The 20616-nt window shown below is 34.6% G+C and carries 11 protein-coding genes and 1 other annotated feature; of the genes, 2 read left to right on the forward strand and 9 right to left on the reverse strand.

Annotation, left to right across the window (positions count from 1 at the left end; translation table 11 throughout):
- On the forward strand, nucleotides 1-739 hold a 739-nt coding region (locus tag ACFFIS_RS08755; protein WP_390187023.1), incomplete at its 5' end, for a WYL domain-containing protein.
- A 166-nt stretch (nucleotides 740-905) separates the two neighbouring features.
- Here ACFFIS_RS08755 and ACFFIS_RS08760 read toward each other — a convergent pair.
- The 9 genes from ACFFIS_RS08760 to tyrS form a co-directional block, all read right to left on the reverse strand.
- Nucleotides 906-6788: an Ig-like domain-containing protein gene (locus tag ACFFIS_RS08760; RefSeq protein ID WP_390187024.1), complete on the reverse strand. Its 5883-nt coding sequence runs from the start codon at nucleotides 6786-6788 to the stop codon at nucleotides 906-908.
- Nucleotides 6781-7368: a hypothetical protein gene (locus ACFFIS_RS08765; RefSeq protein WP_390187026.1), complete on the reverse strand. Its 588-nt coding sequence runs from the start codon at nucleotides 7366-7368 to the stop codon at nucleotides 6781-6783. The genes ACFFIS_RS08760 and ACFFIS_RS08765 overlap by 8 nt, the downstream gene beginning before the upstream one ends.
- Before the next feature lie 12 nt (nucleotides 7369-7380).
- Nucleotides 7381-9402, reverse strand: coding sequence for a protein kinase domain-containing protein (locus ACFFIS_RS08770; RefSeq protein WP_320379414.1), 2022 nt, complete (start codon nucleotides 9400-9402; stop codon nucleotides 7381-7383).
- A gap of 56 nt (nucleotides 9403-9458) precedes the next feature.
- Nucleotides 9459-10226, reverse strand: a complete 768-nt coding sequence (locus tag ACFFIS_RS08775; RefSeq protein ID WP_320379415.1) for a PP2C family protein-serine/threonine phosphatase — start codon at nucleotides 10224-10226, stop codon at nucleotides 9459-9461.
- Between the two features lie 512 nt (nucleotides 10227-10738).
- Nucleotides 10739-11347, reverse strand: a complete 609-nt coding sequence (locus ACFFIS_RS08780) for an alpha/beta hydrolase (RefSeq protein WP_390187030.1) — start codon at nucleotides 11345-11347, stop codon at nucleotides 10739-10741.
- A 22-nt stretch (nucleotides 11348-11369) separates the two neighbouring features.
- Nucleotides 11370-12362 (reverse strand): ring-cleaving dioxygenase, encoded by a 993-nt coding sequence (locus tag ACFFIS_RS08785; protein ID WP_320379416.1) that lies wholly within the window; start codon nucleotides 12360-12362, stop codon nucleotides 11370-11372.
- A gap of 356 nt (nucleotides 12363-12718) precedes the next feature.
- A complete protein-coding gene (locus ACFFIS_RS08790; protein ID WP_390187032.1) occupies nucleotides 12719-13942 on the reverse strand; it encodes a DUF819 family protein in 1224 nt (407 codons plus the stop codon).
- 159 nt (nucleotides 13943-14101) lie between these two features.
- Nucleotides 14102-15592 carry a peptide MFS transporter gene (locus ACFFIS_RS08795; protein ID WP_390187034.1) on the reverse strand — a complete coding sequence of 497 codons (1491 nt, stop codon included), beginning with the start codon at nucleotides 15590-15592 and terminating at the stop codon, nucleotides 14102-14104.
- A 399-nt stretch (nucleotides 15593-15991) separates the two neighbouring features.
- Nucleotides 15992-17266, reverse strand: a complete 1275-nt coding sequence (tyrS, locus tag ACFFIS_RS08800) for a tyrosine--tRNA ligase (protein ID WP_390187036.1) — start codon at nucleotides 17264-17266, stop codon at nucleotides 15992-15994.
- A 53-nt stretch (nucleotides 17267-17319) separates the two neighbouring features.
- Nucleotides 17320-17529 (reverse strand) — a binding site (T-box leader).
- A gap of 122 nt (nucleotides 17530-17651) precedes the next feature.
- Here tyrS and ACFFIS_RS08805 point away from each other — a divergent pair.
- Nucleotides 17652-20606 carry a transglycosylase domain-containing protein gene (locus tag ACFFIS_RS08805; protein ID WP_390187037.1) on the forward strand — a complete coding sequence of 985 codons (2955 nt, stop codon included), beginning with the start codon at nucleotides 17652-17654 and terminating at the stop codon, nucleotides 20604-20606.
- The last annotated feature ends 10 nt before the right edge of the window (nucleotides 20607-20616 follow it).

The following is a 20616-nucleotide window of genomic DNA, read 5'->3' on the forward strand; positions in this document are numbered from 1 at the left end:
TGATGAAGTTAAAGCACTTTTTATAGCCTTTATGGCCTCAAGAAATCAACAGCTTCCTTATCTAAAAGGTAGACGGTCTTTAGCTGAAAAATTACTAGGCCTCATCCCGGAAAGCCAACAAGAAACCTTAGTTTTATTAAATCAGATCTTGCTTTTCGAAGGAACAAACCCCAATAATCCTGATTTACTTGAACTGTCGGACCTTCCTCATCCTATGTTAGATAATCTCATCCAACTGCTTCTTTTGGATTGCCATTTATTGATTACCATCAAAGAAGGGAAGATAGAGAGGTCTTATCCAATTTATCTTCTGCACCTTTATCAAGAAAAAGGCCTATGGCAAATCGAGGGATACGACTTAGAGGAAGAAAGGAGAAGAATTTTTCCTGTCGACCATCTCATCAATGTAAAAACATATCCTACGAAATCAAAGGTAACTAAGAAAAAGGTTTTGGAAAATCTAAGTAAACAGGAAGATGAAATCAACCTTGTTATTGAATTTGGTCCAAAGGCAATTGCCCAGTTCAAAAAGTACCATCCTTTTAAACTTTCAATTTCCTATACGAATTCTTACCAAGCAACAGGCATTCTAAAGACTTTTATCAATGTTAATATCCCCGAAGAATTGACTGATATAACAAATTGGCTACTTTTTTTAGGTGAGGATATCAAGTTTAGGGAAGTGCCAGAAGAAGTGTTAGAAAGTTTACGGGAGAGATCACGCTTATACTGCAAATAAATAAGCAGCGGCTGATTAAAGGATCACTATTCTAGGGTTTATCCAGTATGCCAAAATCCCCAAAACTTGTCTTATCAGGTTTTGGGGATTTCTTTATAGTAATAAAGCTGACTCAAAATACAAATATCTTTGAGTCAGCTTCTTAGACTTATTTACATTTAATAGTTCATGAAACTTCCTTATCAACTGTAGTTTCATCTGGTTTCCTATTACGTCTTTGAAGGACGACGGCTCCACCAGCGGCCATAAATCCAATGAAGCCAATAAGGGATCCGTAAAATAATGGTTTATTTTCATACCATTTTAATACAAAGTTCTTATCAGCAATTTCAAAATAGAATTGCTCTTCCACTACATTCCCTGCTTTATCTTCCGCTTCTACTACAACTTGATATTTATCAATATCGTTAAATGATAGTTTAATTTTCGAAACTTTGCCATCCGGTGTCTTTTCTATCGTTTCTCCTTCAAACACTTCATCATTAATATGAACCGACTTTATCCAATCTTCTTGATTATCTAAGGAGATTTCCATCTTTACTGGATCATAATAGACATCTTCATTGTTAACACCTGTAAACTTCACATTCGGAGGTGTCATATCAACGATAAACTCAATCGATTGTCTCGCAATATTACCTGCTTGATCCTTCACTTCAATATACAGTACATATTTTCCATCCTTTTCAATAGGGTCACCTATCTCATATGGTTCGCCATTTAACGTAAGCACGATGATCTCATAATCACTTAATTCGTTAATGATTGACAGTTCAGGTATAAGTACTTCATTGAAGTATGCTGCATTCAAAACATTATTGAAAATTATTTTTGGTTTCGCCTTATCAAGCGTAAAATAAATAGATTGCTCAGATACGTTTTTAGCCAAATCTGTTACTTTTGCTTTTAATGCGTAATGCCCTTCATTTGTAATGCTTTCACTTAAAACATAGTCACCCAACTTTGTCTTTTGCAATTCATTACCAAATAGGCGGTTATTTAAAAGTATTGATGTTTTCTTTGTATCTAAATATTTATCAGAATACGTAACAGTTGGTGTTATATTCTTATTAAAAAACTTGCCAAGAACATTTGCTATAACTAGTTTTGGTTTTGTCGTATCAACTGTAAATGATAAGTCTAGGTTAGTTTTATTACCTGCTTTGTCTTGGGCAACTACTTTATATTGGTATTCCATCTCTTTGGATGCAAGTGGAATATTACCTGCAATATTTTTACCCCCATTAAGTGTTACCGAGGTAATTTTGTCTTCTTTTTCATCCAACACGAATTCAGGTGTAAACACTTTATTAATAAACTCACCATTTTTTAGTTCGCGATTTTCCCCCTTCATTTTCGGTGTAATAACAGGAGGTGTTTTATCAATCGTGAACGTAACCTTTTCATTTGCACTATTACCAGCACGGTCGCGAGATTCTACCAAAATTTCATAGTCACCTTCTTGACTAAATGTATGCTTTAAAGATGCCAGAGAATCCTTATATTTATGATTCGTAATAGAAAATCCCCCAACCGAGTAGGATTTTCCATCTTTGAGGACTCGGATTGTATTCTTTTCAAAGTTAACATCTTTAATCGTGACATGAACAGGTTTATCCGTGTTATAGTGCTCCCCTTCCGTAACACCAGAAATATCAATTACTGGATTCGTCTTATCGATGGTAAAAGACTTTTGTTGTGATTTGGCTTTGTTTCCTGCTAAATCTTGCGCTTGAATGGAAATTGTGTATGTGCCATCCTCTTTAAAATTGTACGTAAGTTTCGCATTGCTTTTCTCGTTTGCCCAACTTGCATTTCTAGCAGAACCTTCTACCTCGTTTGTAATATCCACCCCATCTTTTGTTACGGTGAATGTAACATCATTTGATTTAAAATTTGTCTCCTGTACATTTACAGCCACTATACGATTAGCTGGATAATATGCATGATCTGTCACATTATCAATCGATAGTACTGGGGCTGTTTTGTCGATAACAAATGTTATCTTTACCGGTTCCGCTTGATTTCGTGCTTTATCTGTTGCATGAAGCTCTACCGTATACAATCCTTCTTGTGAAAAACGGTATTTTAGTTCAGCTTTTGTCTTCGTAAAGGCTAATTTACCAACATTCACATTTTCCATTTTGCCTGTTCCACGATTTAGTCTTTTTACGATTAATACTGTTTTTTCTTTATCAATATTTGTATCCGTAACTTTGAATGTGACATCTTTACTCTCATTATAATGTTTCACTTCATTTGTATTTTCTACACCTTGAATAGAAAGTTTCGGCTTGATTGTATCTATTGTAAATGTAGCAGATTTTTCTTTCGCCTTATTTCCTGCATCATCCGTTGCATTCACTACAATATGATATAACGCATCATCAGTAAATGGAATATCCAATGTTGTTGTCGTACCTTCATTTTTCCAAGAAGGAGAATAGTTTTGAATCGTTCCATCTGGATTTTCACGCTTGATTTGAATATCCACTTTATTCTTAGCATAATTGTGCTCATTTACCGTCACTTTTACAGTTTTCGCTTCATTATTATAACGACTAATGGAAGATATAGAGATTTCTGGTGCAATATTATCTACAGTAAATGACATAGACTTTTTATCTTTTCTCCCAGAAAGATCCTCTGCTTCAACCGTAATTGTGTATACGCCATCCCGATCAAAAAAACGATCATGTATTAAAAATTGATAACGATCTTCCCGTTTGTCATCCTGAACCCATTGGCCAATTTCTTCATCTCTATACACATCTTTCTTGCCATTTAAACGAACATGCTCTACCGTGACATTTTTCTGTTTTACGTTCACCTCTGTTAAGAGAATGGGAATTGCTTGATTAATTCCCTGTTTGTTTAGTTTTTCTGAGTTGATGTGAGACCTAATATGATGATCAATCGTAATAACTGGGTCTTTTTTATCAATTGTAAACTGTATCGTTTTCTCCGTTTTATTCCCAGCTTTATCTTTAGCTAGAACTGTAACTTCATAGTTACCTTCTTGTTCTTTATCATCACAATTTTTCTCGCATTCTTTATTAAACTCATGCGTCAACTTAGCAATAGAATTTTCGTATTGATTCGTTTCAATTACAAACTCCTCATCGATATTATACTTCTTCCCATTTCTCGTAACTTCCACTTGGTTATGATCTAAATTTACATCCGTAATAATAAAATCAACTATTTTTGTTTCAGGATAATGCTTATTATCTTTCACATTGCTTATTTCAATTGTAGGCTTCGTTTTATCAAGCGTAAAAGACAAATATTGTTTTTTTGCAACATTTCCTGCCTTATCTTGAGATGCTATTTCTATCTCATAAAATCCATCTTCGGTAAATGTGTATGCAAGCTTAGATATTTCAGCCTCCGTGCTCCATTTACTTCCTAATTCATGGGATTTTTCAACTTCATCCGTAATTTCTCTGCCATTCTTTTTTACATGAAACATCACATTATTTGTTTCAAAATATCGTTCCTCTACTTTTACTATTACTTCTTGATTAGCATGAGTATATGTTTCAACATTTGAAATACTTAAGGCAGGTGCTGTTTTATCAATTACAAAAGTTATCACTTCATTAGGCGCAACATTTCCAGCTCTGTCCGCTGCAGTAAGCGTTAAGCGGTACTTTCCCTCTTCTGAAAAGGTATGCGCAATTTTTGCGATATCCTTTTTCTTATATTCTAATTCCCCAATGTCGTATGGCTCGTATTTACCTGTTTGCTGATTAAAAACTTCGCCTGTAACAGAAGTTTTTGCTTTATCAATATAATGCGCCTCTATTGTTATTTCCACATCTCGATCTTCTTTATAATGCTCCTTGTCCACTACACCTTCAATTGAATAAGGATCAATAAGCTTACGTATTACTACGAAAGGCTCAGTCATTGCTTTTTTTCTATTTCCTGCTTTATCTATTACTTCTACTTCCACTTTATACGTGCCATCTTTCGTAAAGCTATTAGATGAAACATATTGTTTTCCATCCTGTTTCCATTTAGAAAAACGTTGCTGTATTTCCTTAAATTCACCTTTACTATTTTCCTTCCAAACCTTTACAGTTGTCAATTCAGATGAAAAGTTTGTTTCTTCCACTTGCAATATAACATTTCGACTTTTACTAATAAATTCTTTATCTTTTTCGAGTAATGAAGAACCATTTTCATCAATTACGTTCACTATCGGTTCAATTGTATCAATAGTAAATACTTCTGATTCCTTTACACTTTTGTTACCAGCTTCATCTTCTGCTTCTACTACAATTTTGTAAACACCATCCGTAGAAAATGCTTTGGTTGAATAAAAAATATCATTTTTTCCAGTCTCCCAAGTCGGAAACGCAATTCCTTCTACCTCTATGAATGCGCCATCTTCTGTTGCTTGATATACTGTAATTGTAGACTTATTAAAATCAAAATTATCGTCCTTCACTTGTACATTTACTTCTTTATACTTAGAATAATCACGTTGTACATCTCTACCATCTTCTTGTGAAATAGTAATCTCAGGTTTTGTTTGGTCTATAGTAAACGGCACCGTGGATGCAGTTGCAGTATTGTTTGCGGCATCCGTAATAGTCACATTTATTTTATACTTTCCATCCTTGTCAATATTTAGTGTTGATAAGTATGTATGATTCTTGGTGTTACGAAACTTAGGAAACGTTATATTTTCTGCTTGAGCCCATGTTCCATCGTCTGCCTCTTGAAGTAATTCAATTACCGCCACATCAGATACAAAGTTTTCTTCCACAACTTTAACGGTAACTTCTTTCTGTTTACTGACATCATTTTTTATCGCTTGCTCATAATCTTGTACAATCGTAATTTCCGGGGTAGTCGTGTCTAAAGTAAAGTTAAAGGAATCTAGAGTATACTCTCTATGATCTTTTTCGCGTTCCTCTTGAACCATAACATCTAATTTATAGTGACCATCGCCCTTTAGCTGAGGTTTCCATTTGAAATTCGAGTCATTTATCATGATAGGATTAGTTTCATGTTGCTCATCATCAAGTGCTAAGCTGAATGTCCCTTGTTTCATTTTTAGCAAACTTTCAAGTGAAACTTCCATTTCATTTTGATTAATAAAGTCACCATCTCTAATCACATTCTGGCCAACTTGAACACTCATCTGTGGCCCTTCATTATGTATATAAAACGTTATATCCTCTTCGCTTATGTTGCCAGCGCGATCTGTAGCTTGAACTTTTATAACATATTTCCCATCATCTTGAAATGTATATAAATATTTCCCATCCTTTTTAGTAAACTTATAATCTTGAACTTCTTCATTTTTCGTCACTTGAATCGTAAGCTTTTCTTCATCAAAATTCTTGTCTATAACTTCTATCCCTATATCCGCTTTTACATGTTTACCAAATGGCTTTCTTGGTTCAAAGACTTCACCATCTTGTACTCCTGTAAAAGTAATAGTTGGATCCGTTGTGTCACGCTCCACCATAAATTTAATTGCCTTCTCCTTTTCCCGTGGTGGTAAGTTCCATGGGTTTTCTGTCGGTATTTCAATTTCCACTGCGAAGTTAGCATCATTTTGTGAGGTTTCTATCTGCTGTACCTCAACCATTACTTTACCCTCAAATTCGTTCTTATCATTTTTCAGTAATTTGATTGAATGATTTACCTCTTCTTTATTATAAAAAGTAGTAATATGTAAAATTTCTTCTATCACTTCAGATGTTATATTTCCTTCTTCCTCTTCTTCAGCAACATCCTCAGATTTCCCCTGCTGTTTCCCATCCTTTTGTTGTATCTTTTTATACGCTTCACTTAAATCGATTTCAAAATTAATCTTATCATTTCTTGTATACCACTCTGGATCTTTTTCATTTATATCCCATATAGAAGTTGTTTCATTATCTTCGTGAAAACCTATTTTCATGACTAACTTATCTGCCGAAAAAACATGGTTTGCAAAAATGATTGCTGACATAAAGACAAATAGAATAGTAGAAATTAAGAAAACGCTTTTATTCTTCCTGTATTTTTGTTTGAATATCTCAGCCACGGGTTATCTCCTCCTCCTTGATTGGCTCCGAGTGTACGATGACAATATCCTTTTCTACAACAAAGCTAGACTCAATCGGAGTTTCTAATAAGACCGTTTCTTCAATTTCATCTGTCAATGGTACCGTTTCTTCATCAGAAGATAACAACACCGTTTCATCCATGTTATGATGATTTATACTTTGAATATCTCCTGTATCTATTACCTGATTATTTAAAACCTCACTAATATCAACATACTGTAACGGTATGTTTTTTGCCTTTCCTTTTGATTGTTCTTGCAAATCCTCCGTATCCTCTAGAAATTGATCCGCCTTCTCTAAAGCCTCCGTTAAGCTAACATAGTTATCGGCAGTTGTCTCGTTTTTTCGTAATTTAATACTTTTGGAGGTTTCACTCAATTTTCCATCCGTGTATGCGCGGTACTGTTGAATTCGTACCCTACTTTTTTTACGTAAACGCAATCCTGTAATGTCTTCAATGACTTCCATAATTTGCAATCTGATAAACAAATAAATTACGAGCGGGAAAGTAATTATTGTCCCAATCAAACCGGTATAAAATAATATTTGATTTCCCAACTAATCACTCCTCTATTCTAGCCCCAGATTGATAAATCTTCTTATCAATTTTTTATAACTTTCATCATCTTCTATTCCGTGTAGTTTTTTAGATTTTTCGAATGTAGCTTTTGCTTTTTCATAATTTTGACTTGTATTTTCTTTTATTTGTTCTACATCTAATAGTAGATTGATAAGTTTTACATAAGCCTTCGTACTTTGTGGATATTTTTGAATTGCTTCTTCAAAATATTGCTCAGCTTCTGCATACTTTTCCATTTCTTGCAATATAGTGCCTATCGTCACCATGATATCTTCTTGATTTGTTACTTCTAAATCAATTAAAGTCTGATAATGCATATTAGCATGTTTAAAATCATCATAAGCTAATTGTGGATCCTCGAATTCTGTATCATATTTCCTACTTAATCCTCTGCTGTGATAGGCTTGGGCCAATTTTAATTCAAGGCTCAGTTCGTACTTTAAATTTAAGGAGTCTTCATCAATAAGAGTGAGCACTTGTTGCGCTTTCTCAATGATTTCAATAGATTTCGTATTCGCATTATCAATGAAATTTCGATAAGATGAGTAAATATTTATTAATGCGTGGTAATTGTCAACCTTTTTATAGTTATTTGGTAAGGAATCATTAAATGCTTCAAACGAAACTAATTCATCAACAAATTTATCATAATCAATTTCTAATTGGCTCATGGCAGTAGCCAATGTTTTATAATATACAACCGATGGAAACTCTTTCTGATCAACTTGACGAAAGTAAGTAAGTGCTTCCTGATAATTTTTTTGATAATCAAAATATGTCATGCCCATTTTGTATAATACTTCATTATTCTTATGTGTATTGCCATACTTGTTTTCAATATGAGATTTAACAAGTTGCAATCCTACTTCAATCTCATCTCGATGTGAATCTTGTTCCTTTTCTTCATGACCTGCATGATGTTCATTACTAATCACGTTACTTCTATTAATATAAATATCTATAAGATTGATATATGCTTCAGAACGCTTACCGTCTAAATTTATTGCACTTTCTAATAACTTAATTGATTCGGATGTGTTTCCTTCAATAAAATTACTGTTTGCTGCATTAATAATACGAGTATAATCTTGAAATTGCTCCTTTTGCATGCCATTATATCCAAATACTGTCGATATAGAAAAGGTAAGAAACAATACTAACGGCACAAAAAATTTAACTAATTTCTTGTACAACATTTTTTTATAGCCTTGTGTTAATTTTTCTATGTTATCAAGATCATGTAGCAATTCAGCACTTGATTGATAACGATTTTCTGGTTCTAGCTGTGTACAATATTCGATAATAATTTCTAATCCCTCAGGTAAAGTAGAATCCCAATAGCGTATAGGTTTTACTTCAAATGGTGGATCATTTAATGTCTTACCCGTTATAAGTTGATATAACGTGATGCCTAAACTATATATGTCTGTTCTTGCATCTGTTTGTTTTCCTGATATTTGCTCAGGAGCTGCGTACGCTTTTGTACCTAAATTTGTCGTATCTGTTGTTTTTTCCTGCTTATATTCCCTTGCAATGCCGAAGTCTATTAATTTAACTTGTCCCTCAGGAGTTATCATAATATTATCTGGCTTCATATCCCGATATATGATTGGATTCGGTTTTCTCGTATGTAAATAATTTAAGACGTCTGTAAGTTGTTTTGCCCACTCGATCACATCTTCAGCTGGCAAAACGCCCTCTCGCATTAGTTTCTGCTTTAAAGATTCCCCTTCAATATAATCCATCACAATATAGATATCACCGGACGATTCTATAATGTCATAAATACGGGGAAGTGCATGATGATCGAGTTTTTTTAACATATTCGCTTCTACAACTAAGCTATTTACGAGTAACTCATTGTTAATCGTATCTTTTTTTCTTATATCCTTGATTACGAGGGATTTATTTAAGCGATTATCCATTGCAAGATATACAACACTCATTCCTCCACGACCAATTTCTTTTAGCACTTCATAACGGTCGTCAACAATGTCACCAATTTTTAACATTTTGTCCCTCCCATATCTCCTGCATCTATTAGATGAAAATTAACTTTTGATGTATTTTATCTTGAACATCTTACGAGGATTGCGGAAATATTATCTGTCTCCCCTCTATCCTTTGCTATATTGATTAGTTCTGCAATGTTTTTTTTCATAGGTGATTCATCCTGCACATTATGTATAAAATCAATCAATTCCTCATCATCAATTTTATGATAAAAACCATCTGTACAAAGTAAATACGTGTGCGTTTCATTTATATTACCTGTTGTCATCACTACTTCTATTTCTTCTCTAGCCCCGACACACTGAAGGAGCACATTACGTCTTGGATGAAACTTTGCTTGTTCGGGTGTTAAATTTCCCCTTTCCACTTCGCGAGCAACAAGGGTTTGATCCTTTGTAAGTTGTAATAATTCTGTCCCTACTTCATAGATGCGACTATCACCAATTTGTACAATATAATATTTTTTATCTATCACCAAAAATATTGATAATGTAGTTCCTAATGTAATGCCATTTTTTTTACCATATTTGATAATTTTTTTGTTTAAAAACCGTATTTTTTCATCTAAATGTTTACCGATGATTTTATCCGTGACATTAACGTTTAGTACAATATCCGGTAATTCCTTTTCAAACCAGTCAGATAAACCTTGAATAACAGTTGTACTCGCGATTTCACCGTTTGTTAAGCCACCCATCCCATCACATACAACAAACAATCCGACATTTCCTTTAGATGTCTTTGCAGTTTTTATAAGTAAAGCATCTTGATTCGTCTCTTTTTTAGTTCCTATATCTGTAAAATATGCTGATATAAATGTCACGAAAGCACCACCTTAAATCTAACAGTTTCTGTTTTCTTTTATGACCACAAGCATAAAGCGTAAAAATAGGTCTTGAACCCTAACGGTGACTTTTCACTTAAAATGTAGTATGGCTTTTCACCGAACCTTTTGAATAACGTAATCAGGGCAGTTAAATTAGGGTATTTGCTTCTAATATTACCATAAAAGCTTATAGTTCTGAATCTATAATTAGACAATAAAAAAAATTAAGCCTTTAGTAATGACTTATTTTCTTTTCGTTAAAAAAACAAGGGTCTAAATACCTACCTTTAATTTGAATTCTTTAAAACATTCGTTATATGCTCGTAATAGGGGATGTAAAAATAGGTTGAAACTATCATTCTTAAATCTCTCAAATTCTTGAAGAAACGGGCTTACGGCAAATTAAACTTGCAATAAAAGGGTAACACATTATAAAAGCCCCAAATTCTTGTTTTAAAAGAATTTGGGGCTTACAGCCAAATTTGTTCTATCTTTCTATACTTTTATGCTCAGCTAAATTTGCTATACCACTTCTTGGCCGCTTCAACCTCTGTTGCTGTTAATTGGTGACCTTTATCTTCCCAATGTAGTTCAACCTTTGCGCCTGCATTTTCCAAAATGGTAGTTAATTCTTCAGACTCTTGTGGCGAACAAATTGGATCATTCGTTCCTGCTGCTATAAATATAGATAATGCTGTTAAGTCTGGTAGTTTAATACCTCTTCTTGGAATCATCGGGTGATGAAGTATTGCTCCTTTCAAAGCATCTTGATAATGGAATAGTAAACTTGCTGCGATATTTGCACCGTTTGAGTACCCTATTGCGATTATATTCCTACGATCAAAAGTATACTTTTCAGACGCCTTATCCAGGAATCCATACAATTCTTTTGTACGGAAAATCAAATCTTCCTCATCAAAAATACCTTCTGCTAATCTTTTGAAAAAACGTGGCATGCCGTTTTCTAGCACATTACCCCTTACACTTAATATATTTGCATCAGGATCAATTATATTCGTTAGTGGTAAAAGATCTTGTTCCGTTCCGCCGGTACCGTGTAATAAAAGTAGAGTTGGCTTTGAAGGATCGTTTCCTTTATGAAATATGTGTTGCATCATCAATACACCTCATCCGTTACATTTATTCCTTGTCCTCATATTCCTTCTTAAATACTCGCGTACTTCTCACTGTATCTATTGGCCGTACCAATTTTTCAATTTCCGCACGTTGGGATTCAAAAAACGGTGGTAGAGATAATTTTTCTCCTAGCGTTTCATACGGCTCATCTCCCATAAATCCAGGGCCATCAGTCGCGATTTCAAATAATATTTGTGGCGCTACGTTTGTATATAATGATCCAAAATAATATCGCTCCACATACCCAGAATTAGGTAACCCAATGGATTGCATTCGTTTCATCCATGCTTCCAATTCCGCTCTATCCGCTACACGAAATGCTGCATGGTGAACAGTACCATATCCTTGGCGTGCTCTCGGCAACATTGCATTATATTCAACAATAACTTGCGCACCATTTCCTCCTTCACCTACTTCAAATAAGTGAAAAGAATTTTCTTTCGCAATTTCTTTAAATAACAGCACTTTTTCCATGACATCTTTAAAATATTGAAAGTTGTCAACCCGAACAAAAATTGGCCCCAGTCCTGTAATTGCATATTCTATAGGTATTGGCCCTTTTTCCCACGGAATACCTGCCTTTACACCTTTATTATGTTCATCTGATATTAACTGGTATTGCTGATCGTCGAAATCAACAAATGAAAGTGTCTTTTTTCCAAACTGCTCTTTAATCCCTGTATGTTTTACGTCAAGACGATCAAATCGTTTTTCCCAATAATTTAAAGCCTCGTCACTTGGAACTCGCAATGATGTCTTTGCAATTTCATTCGTACCATGAACTCCCTTTGGTATACCCGGAAAATCAAAAAATGTCATATCTGTTCCCGGACTGCCTTTGTCATCAGCGAAAAATAAATGATATGTTTGAATATCGTCTTGATTTACCGTTTTTTTAACTAAGCGCAAGCCTAATATATATGTGAAAAACTCATAAATTTTTTCCGCACTACTTGTAATTGCTGTTACGTGGTGAATTCCTTTTAACTCTTTCATGTTATTCCTCCTTAATTCATCTCTTTTGTCACTAAAATTAGTATCAAGTCGCCCATTCGCTCTATATTATTCCTATTATAGGGGGACTTATAATTTATCATGTATAAAATTGATTTGGGCAATAGAATATTCTATTTATGCAATTTGCATTCGTAATTTTATCTCGAATTCGAGATAATTATATAATCTATACTTCTTTTTGTCAAACGTGTGGATTTGTTCTTTACGATTAAGGCCTTCTTAATTGTTATTAAATAGAGTGAAGAGTAATTTTACGTGACCAGTTATACTTAGACATACTTTTCATACATACAAAAAAAGGTAAGTCCCTAAAAATCGTAGGAACTCACCTTTTTTTACATGAGCGATTCTAGTAAAACTCCCATCATACTGCCCAAATAGTTTCCAATTATATATCCAAGCGTGCCGACAAGCATGATGGGGGCGATAAGACGGGTCCAACCTTTTGCAATTGCCATCGCAGCAGCTGTTGTTGGTCCACCTATATTCGCATTACTTGCCAAAATCATTTCCTCTAAATTAAATTTAAACAGTTTTCCAGCCGAAAATGTAATGAGCATATTTATGAACACGATAATAAAGACAAACACGAGTAATAATGGCGCATTTTCAAGTAGTACAGGCAGTGATGCAGGAACTCCAATGACTACGAAAAACATATAAATTAAATATGTTCCAAGTTCTTGTGATCCATGAATCTTATCAAAAAACTTATGAAATACAGTTACAACCGTAACAGTAATTGTCGTTAACATTAAATATTGATCTCCAAATATGCCATTTAATATATTCATGAAAGCACCGGCATCATCCCCTGACGGAATCCATGAGCCAAACAAGTCAGCAAGTTTAAATGAAATAGCGACAATTGCAAAGGCACTTCCTAATGACAATGCGATATCTTTTAATGATATATCTTTTCGTTTCCAGTATGTGCTTGCAGTTGATTCCCCATTAGCATTTGATTGTTTTTCAACTTCATCAATATGCGGTGTAGAAAACTTTCTTCTAAAAAAAGTAATTGCTGGAATCGCCATTAAGACAAAGAAGTATAATGCCATCATTAAATTATCAGCTACAGTCGTAGATGATATCAATTCACCAGGCACTTCAAATTTAGCCGATAAAGCAACAAAGTTTACTCCTCCACCAATATACGAACCTGTCATCATTGCTGCAATTTTATATAGTTGTGGAATACTATGTTTTAACACAAAAAAGGCTATGTATACGCCTACAACTGTTCCAATAGAACTAATTAAAAAGATAAATAATAAACGCCCACTTTCATTCCAAATCTTTTTTAAATTTGCTTGGAATAACAATAACGGAATTGCTAATGGAATGACATAGCCCCATACAATATCGTAAGCTGGTGCCTCTGTAGGTATAATTTTTAAGTTTGATAAAATAAGTGCTCCTACTAATGCAATAATAGCTCCTGATATTCTGGCAGCCCATTTATATCTTTGCTCTAACACAATACTAATTGCTGCCCATCCAGCAAGAAATGCTAATAATATCCATGTTTCGTCAGCTTGAATTAAAGTTCCTGACATGATCTCTCCCTACCTTCTCCATATTAACTAAAATTACTGAAAATAAAAAACATATATCTATTATAATATAAAAATCGTTATTTGTAATGATTTACTTGAAGCAAAGATTGTAACAAAGAAAAACCTTGGAACTCAGATATGCTCCAAGGTTTTTTCTATTTAGTCTACACCTTTCATCAGTGCATGTATTTTCTTCGATAATAAAAGTAAAATAACACCTATTCCAATTGAGACAATCCCGATAATCATAAAATATTGTACTTGCGTATTCACATCATATAATTTTACAAGCTGTGCATTTAATGCTTGTGCTGCCGCATTCGATAAATACCAAACACTCATTGTTTGGGAAGCGAATGCTGCTGGTGCAAGTTTCGTTGTTGCAGATGCTCCTACTGGTGATAATAATAATTCCCCTACCGTTACGACAAAAAAGCTTAGCACTAACCATAACGGGTTAATTGAACCACTGGAAGCACCTGTTAACGGAATGAGCATAATCAAAAATGATAGCCCTGCTAATATAACACCTAAAGCAAACTTAACAGGTGTTGTTGGTTGCCGTTTACCAAGTTTTGTCCATAATACTGCAAATAATGGTGCGAATATGACAATATATACTGGGTTAATTGATTGGAACCAACTTGATGCAATGAGAAATCCACCAATTGATAAATCTGTCTGTTTATCTGCGATTTGGGCAAATATCGTTGATCCTTGTTCTTGTATCGACCAAAAACATATTGCTGTAATAAAAAGTGGAATATATGCTAGTAATCGAGACTTTTCAACAGCCGTCGTTTTTTTACTATTGTACATCACGACAAAGTATGCAGTTGGAATTAAAAAGCCTAGAATACTGATGATATTCGTAAATACACCAATTGTAAGAAAACCTGTCGTAATCGCAATCGTAACGATTAAAGCTAAAGCAATTCCTGAAAAACTAAACCACTTTGTAAGTTTCTTTTTTTCTTCTGCTGAAATCGGGTTCGGAATAAATCTTCCTGCTTCGCCCAATGTTTTACGTGAAGTAAAGATATACCATATTAAACCGAGTATCATACCTATTGCAGCTATTGCAAATCCTAAATGAAAATTATACTTTTGACCAAGTGTGCCTACTACAAGTGGCGCCAATAATGCACCTGCGTTAGCACCTGTGTAAAAAATACTAAAACCAGCATCTCGTCGATAATCTTCTTTTGTGTATAAATCCCCTACAATATTAGCTAAATTTGGTTTTAGAATACCCGATCCAGCAATTATCAATGCCATAGAAACAAATAATGCTGTCACACTACCTGGAAAAGATAAAGCGATATGTCCAAAAGCAATGAGTATACCACCCATAATAATGGTGGAACGACTACCTAAAATACGATCAGCTAGCCACCCTCCAATAATTGTTGACATATACACTAACGAACCATAAATAGACATAATAGAGGCAGCAGTCGTCTCACTAAGACCAAGTCCTCCACGGGTTGTTTCATAATAAATATAATAGATTAATATAGCACGCATGCCATAGTATGAAAATCTTTCCCAAAACTCAATTGAAAATAATGTTAACAGCCCCTTAGGATGTCCAAAAAATCCCTTTTGGGGAATTGTCGCCATTATTTCTTCTCTAGTCATTTTCATCAAAAAACCCCTTCTATTGCAGTCTAGTTGTAATCTTCACAAGGATGTTGATAGGGATTGTCCTCCACCTTTGCATTCCTTATTTTTAATTATTGCAATTGTACTTTATGAAGTTTAAATAGTCTGAACTTATAGTTTTAAAATAAGAACGGAAGACACATATTAAATGGCCCACTATACTATTATATTTACCATAAACTTACATTTCAAGAGGTAAATTTTACAATTTGCACGAACTTGGTTAGGAATCAGACATCTTCCTATGAAAAAACTGAAACAAGTGCTTTCTCATACAGCTTTTGCATATTTTTATAAAATAAACTAAAAACTTCTATATCTCCCGAAAAAAAATTCTCATTCCGCTTGTTTGTACGAAAACGGAATGAGAATAAATGGTTTTACCTATCCATAGTAGTGAATTAAAAAGTAACGTTTTTTACCTCTTCTAATAATCGTGAATTGGTCCTCTAAGCGATCTTCTTCCCTTACAACATATTGAAGGTCTTGTTCACGCTCACCGTTAATATAAATAGCTCCATTTTGTATATCTTCCCTAGCTTGTCGTTTTGAAGAACTAATGGACGCTTCTACTAATAAATCCACTAAGTTTTTCTCTTCTTTTGCTGTCTCAAAAGTTGGTACATCTTTAAATCCTTGTCTCACATCTTCAGCAGATAGACCTTTCAAGTCCCCGCTAAATAAAGAATCCGTAATCCGTTTCGCTTGTTGAAGTGCCGCTTCACTATGGACCATTTTTGTCATTTCTTCAGCTAAACGCTTCTGTGCGACACGATTCTCCGGATGATTTTTCACCTCATTTTCAAGTGCAATCATTTCCTCTTCCGTTAAAAATGTAAAGTAGCGAATAAATTTCATCACATCGCGGTCATCGGTATTAATCCAGAATTGATAAAATTCATAGGCTGTAGTTTTTTCGGGATCTAGCCAAATTGCACCCCCAGCAGTTTTTCCAAACTTTGTACCATCTGCTTTTGTAATTAAAGGAACTGTTAATCCAAATACATTTATATTCTCTTCCGGATTTTCCCGTGTACGACGAATAAGTTCCATTCCAGCTGTTATATTACCCCATTGATCACTTCCACCGATTTGCAAAGTGCAATTTTCTTCTTCATATAGTTTCATAAAATCTAATGACTGTAAAAGCATATAACTAAATTCTGTAAACGAAATCCCTTGTTCAATCCGTGCTGAAACAGATTCTTTTGCTAACATATAGTTCACTGTAAAATGCTTCCCGGTATCCCGTAAAAAGTCAATAATCGTTGTTTTAGAAAGCCAATCATGATTATTTCTAGCAAGAACTGTATTTTCTCCTTCGTGAACCTCCAGGATTTTTGCAATTTGACTGGCAATTTTATCAGCGTACCCTTTCACAACTTCTGTCGTATTCAAGGAACGTTCTGAAGCGCGACCACTTGGATCTCCAATCATCCCTGTTCCCCCACCAACTAAAGCAATTGGTTTGTGTCCTGCTTTTTGAAACCTACGTAACATCATTAATGGGACGAGGTGTCCAATATGTAAACTATCAGCTGTTGGATCAAAACCACAATATAAAGTTACTTCATTTTCTGCTAAATGCTTTTTTAATCCTTCTAAATCTGTTGTTTGATTAATTAATCCTCTACTTTCTAAATCCGATAGTATATCCATCACATTCACACTCCTATTTGTAATTGAAAACACAAAAAAACCCCTCCCATAACATAAGGGACGAGTTGAACACGCGGTACCACCCTTGTTGCATTTAATATGCCACTTGGTCTTGTTAACGATGTTATACACCGTCTCTTTACTTTTATGCAAAGAGAAGCTCCAGATTGTAATTCGCCTGTAAATTTATACTAGCTTCCACCACCCGCTAGCTCTCTGTCATAGTGATTTACGAGACTACTGTATTCTTTCAATGCCTGTTTAAATAAAGTTATATAGATGAATATTAGCACATTAATTTTTACATGGCAATGTTTTTATTTTTAATATATACCATTTTCAATGCTTATGATATAATAACTGTGATTATTTAGGGGGTATAAACGTGGATTTTAAACAAATTCTACGAAATCTTGGTGGAAAATCAAAAGAAATCTTACAAACTGGAAAAATTCAACGCTCACTTCGTATTACATATGATGTTGTTTGGAATGTTATTTTATTTTTCCTTATTATTGGTGTAGTTGGGCTATTTTTCGGTGTTGGAATTGGTGCAGGATATTTTGCTTCACTTGTAAAGGATGAACCTATCCGTAGTGCCCAAGAAATGGAAAAGTCTATCTACAATTATGAAGAAACTTCTAAATTGTATTTTGCGAACAATGTTTACTTTGCTGACGTCCAAGCAGACTTACACCGCGAAGAAACTTCTTTGGATAACGTATCCGAACATCTAATTAATGCCGTTATTGCGACAGAAGATCAACAGTTTAGAGAACATAATGGCGTTGTTCCTAAAGCCATCGTTCGGGCTATTGCCCAGGAGGCATTGAACTCAGACACAAAATCAGGTGGAAGTACATTAACCCAACAGTTAATCAAAAACCAGATTTTAACGAATGAAGTGTCCTTCGATCGAAAAGCAAAAGAAATTCTTCTCGCACTGAGACTGGAAAAGTTTTTTAGTAAAGATCAAATCATTGAAGCTTATTTGAATGTTATTCCGTATGGACGTGATGCCTCAGGGCGGAACATTGCTGGTATACAAACTGCAGCAAAAGGCGTATTTGGTATTAGTGCCAAAAAGCTAAATATACCCCAAGCTGCATATTTAGCAGGTATGCCACAAAATCCTTATAGTTTCACACCATTTAAAGTTGGTGGCGGTGTGAAAAGCGAAGAGGGGATCTCACCTGGAATAAATCGAATGAAAACTGTATTAAAGCGAATGCATGATGAAAAATACATTACTACCGCTGAATACAAAGAAGCCTTAGATTATGATATTACCGCTGATTTTGCTAAGAAAAAAACATCACCAACCGATAAATATGGTTATTTAAATGACGAACTAAAAGAAAGAGCCATTAAAATTCTAACTAAAATATTAGCTGAAAAAGATGGCTACTCAGAAGAAGACTTAAACGAAGATCATGCACTTTATGAAAAATATCGGATTCTTGGTGAACGTGATTTAAAAATGAAAGGTTATCATATCTATTCAACAATAGATAAGGAAATTTATGATGCATTTCAAGAAGTGGCAAAAAATTATCAACATTATGGACCTGACCGAACCATACAAGTCGAAGATAAATCAGGAAAAAAAGTGAACAAAGTAGCCCGTGTTCAAACGGGTGGCATGTTAATCGAAAATAGTACGGGTAAAATTATTAGTTTTGTTGGTGGTCGTGACTATGATGAGTATAATTTTAACTTCGCCACACAAGCACACCGCCAAACAGGTAGTACGATTAAATCGATTTTGGATTATGCTCCGGCTATCGATATGGGAATATTACACCCAGGAACACCAGTAGCAGATATCGATTTACCTGTTACAGTTCCAGGACAAAAGCCGCACACACCAAGAAACTATAACAAGAGCAGATATTATGGCTTAGTTTCGGCTAGAGAAGCACTTGCAAAATCATATAACGTATCAGCTTATCGAACATACAGTCAAATCATAAATGAAAATCCTGTGCATCAATATTTAGATAAGATGAATTTCAATAATCTGGTTGAAGGAGATTACTTTAACTTGTCTATGGCACTTGGAGCTTTAAAGAATGGAGCAACTGTATTAGAAAACACAAATGCATTTGCAACATTAGCTAACCAGGGAAAATATGCTGAAGGCTATATGATTGAAAAAATAACAACAAAAGATGGGGAAGTTATTTATGAGCATAAGCCTGAACCAGTGGAAGTATATTCACCACAGGCAGCTTATTTAACTGTAGATATGATGCGTGATGTGTTAAGTTATGGTACAGCTACGTTTTTACGTCCACAACTTAAAAACAAAGAGGTGGACTGGGCTGGTAAAACAGGAACAACAAACGATTATTGGGATGCATGGTTCATCGCCTCTAATCCAAACGTTACGATGGGAACATGGATTGGATATAATGAGAACTTGAACTTAGACTATTGTCCAGGTTGTTCGTATAGCTACAGTCAACGTAACCAAAAATTATGGACTGAATTAATTAATGCAGCTACAGAAATTAATCCGGATCTATTGGCACCAAAAAATAAATTTAAACAACCTGAAGGAATCGTTTCAAAAACAATTTGTGCAATTTCTGGAGACTTACCTTCAGAACTTTGTAAAAAAGCCGGTTTACTAAGAACAGATCTATTTTATGCGAAATATGTACCAACAAAAGTGGATGATAGCTTGATTAGTGGTTCATTTGTCGCTGTTGATGGAAAGTCAGTCCCTGCCGGTGCAAATACGCCAAAAGAATTTGTTAAAGGTGATGGGTATACATTTAATCCAGAATTTCTAAAACGTAAAGGCTATGATAAACTAAAAGATTTAACGCAACTATTCCCTTCTACAAATAGGGACCGTTGGGAAAAAATCGGTGTGCCTAGAGGTTCTGTTGGAAGTGCGCTAACCGACGATGGTAGTAATCCATCAACCCCAACCGCTTTAAAGGCAAGTGGAAATACCCTTTCTTGGAACAAGGCATCTGGTCATGTTGTTGGCTATCGTATTTATCATGCAAAAAGCACTGACGGTTCGTTACGATTAGTAGGAAGTACAACAAGTACGAACATGACTTTATCCAACCTATCTGGAGTATTTTATGTAAAAGCCGTCAACTATTTCGGTAGGGAATCGAGCATAAGTAAGCCATTTAAAAACGGAAAAGTAACACCACCTGTTGATAAAGATAAGTCTGATGAAAAAAATGAAAATAACGATCAAAACACAAAGCATAATAACGGAAATGATAATCAAAACAATGACGAAGATGATAGCGATCAAGATCAAGATCAAAATCATGACCAAGATGATGATTCCATTACCGATGATGGTGATTAATATCTAGGTC

Source organism: Paracerasibacillus soli (assembly GCF_042432965.1).
Classification (GTDB): Bacteria; Bacillota; Bacilli; order Bacillales; family Amphibacillaceae; genus Paracerasibacillus; species Paracerasibacillus soli.

Bases quoted from the DNA above. Each gene is read 5' to 3' on its own strand.
- ACFFIS_RS08770 (WP_320379414.1), bottom strand. From the start codon at position 9,402: ATGTTAAAAATTGGTGACATTGTTGACGACCGTTATGAAGTGCTAAAA.
- ACFFIS_RS08780 (WP_390187030.1), bottom strand. From the start codon at position 11,347: ATGATGCAACACATATTTCATAAAGGAAACGATCCTTCAAAGCCAACT.
- ACFFIS_RS08785 (WP_320379416.1), bottom strand. From the start codon at position 12,362: ATGAAAGAGTTAAAAGGAATTCACCACGTAACAGCAATTACAAGTAGT.
- ACFFIS_RS08790 (WP_390187032.1), bottom strand. From the start codon at position 13,942: ATGTCAGGAACTTTAATTCAAGCTGACGAAACATGGATATTATTAGCA.
- tyrS (WP_390187036.1), bottom strand. From the start codon at position 17,266: ATGGATATACTATCGGATTTAGAAAGTAGAGGATTAATTAATCAAACA.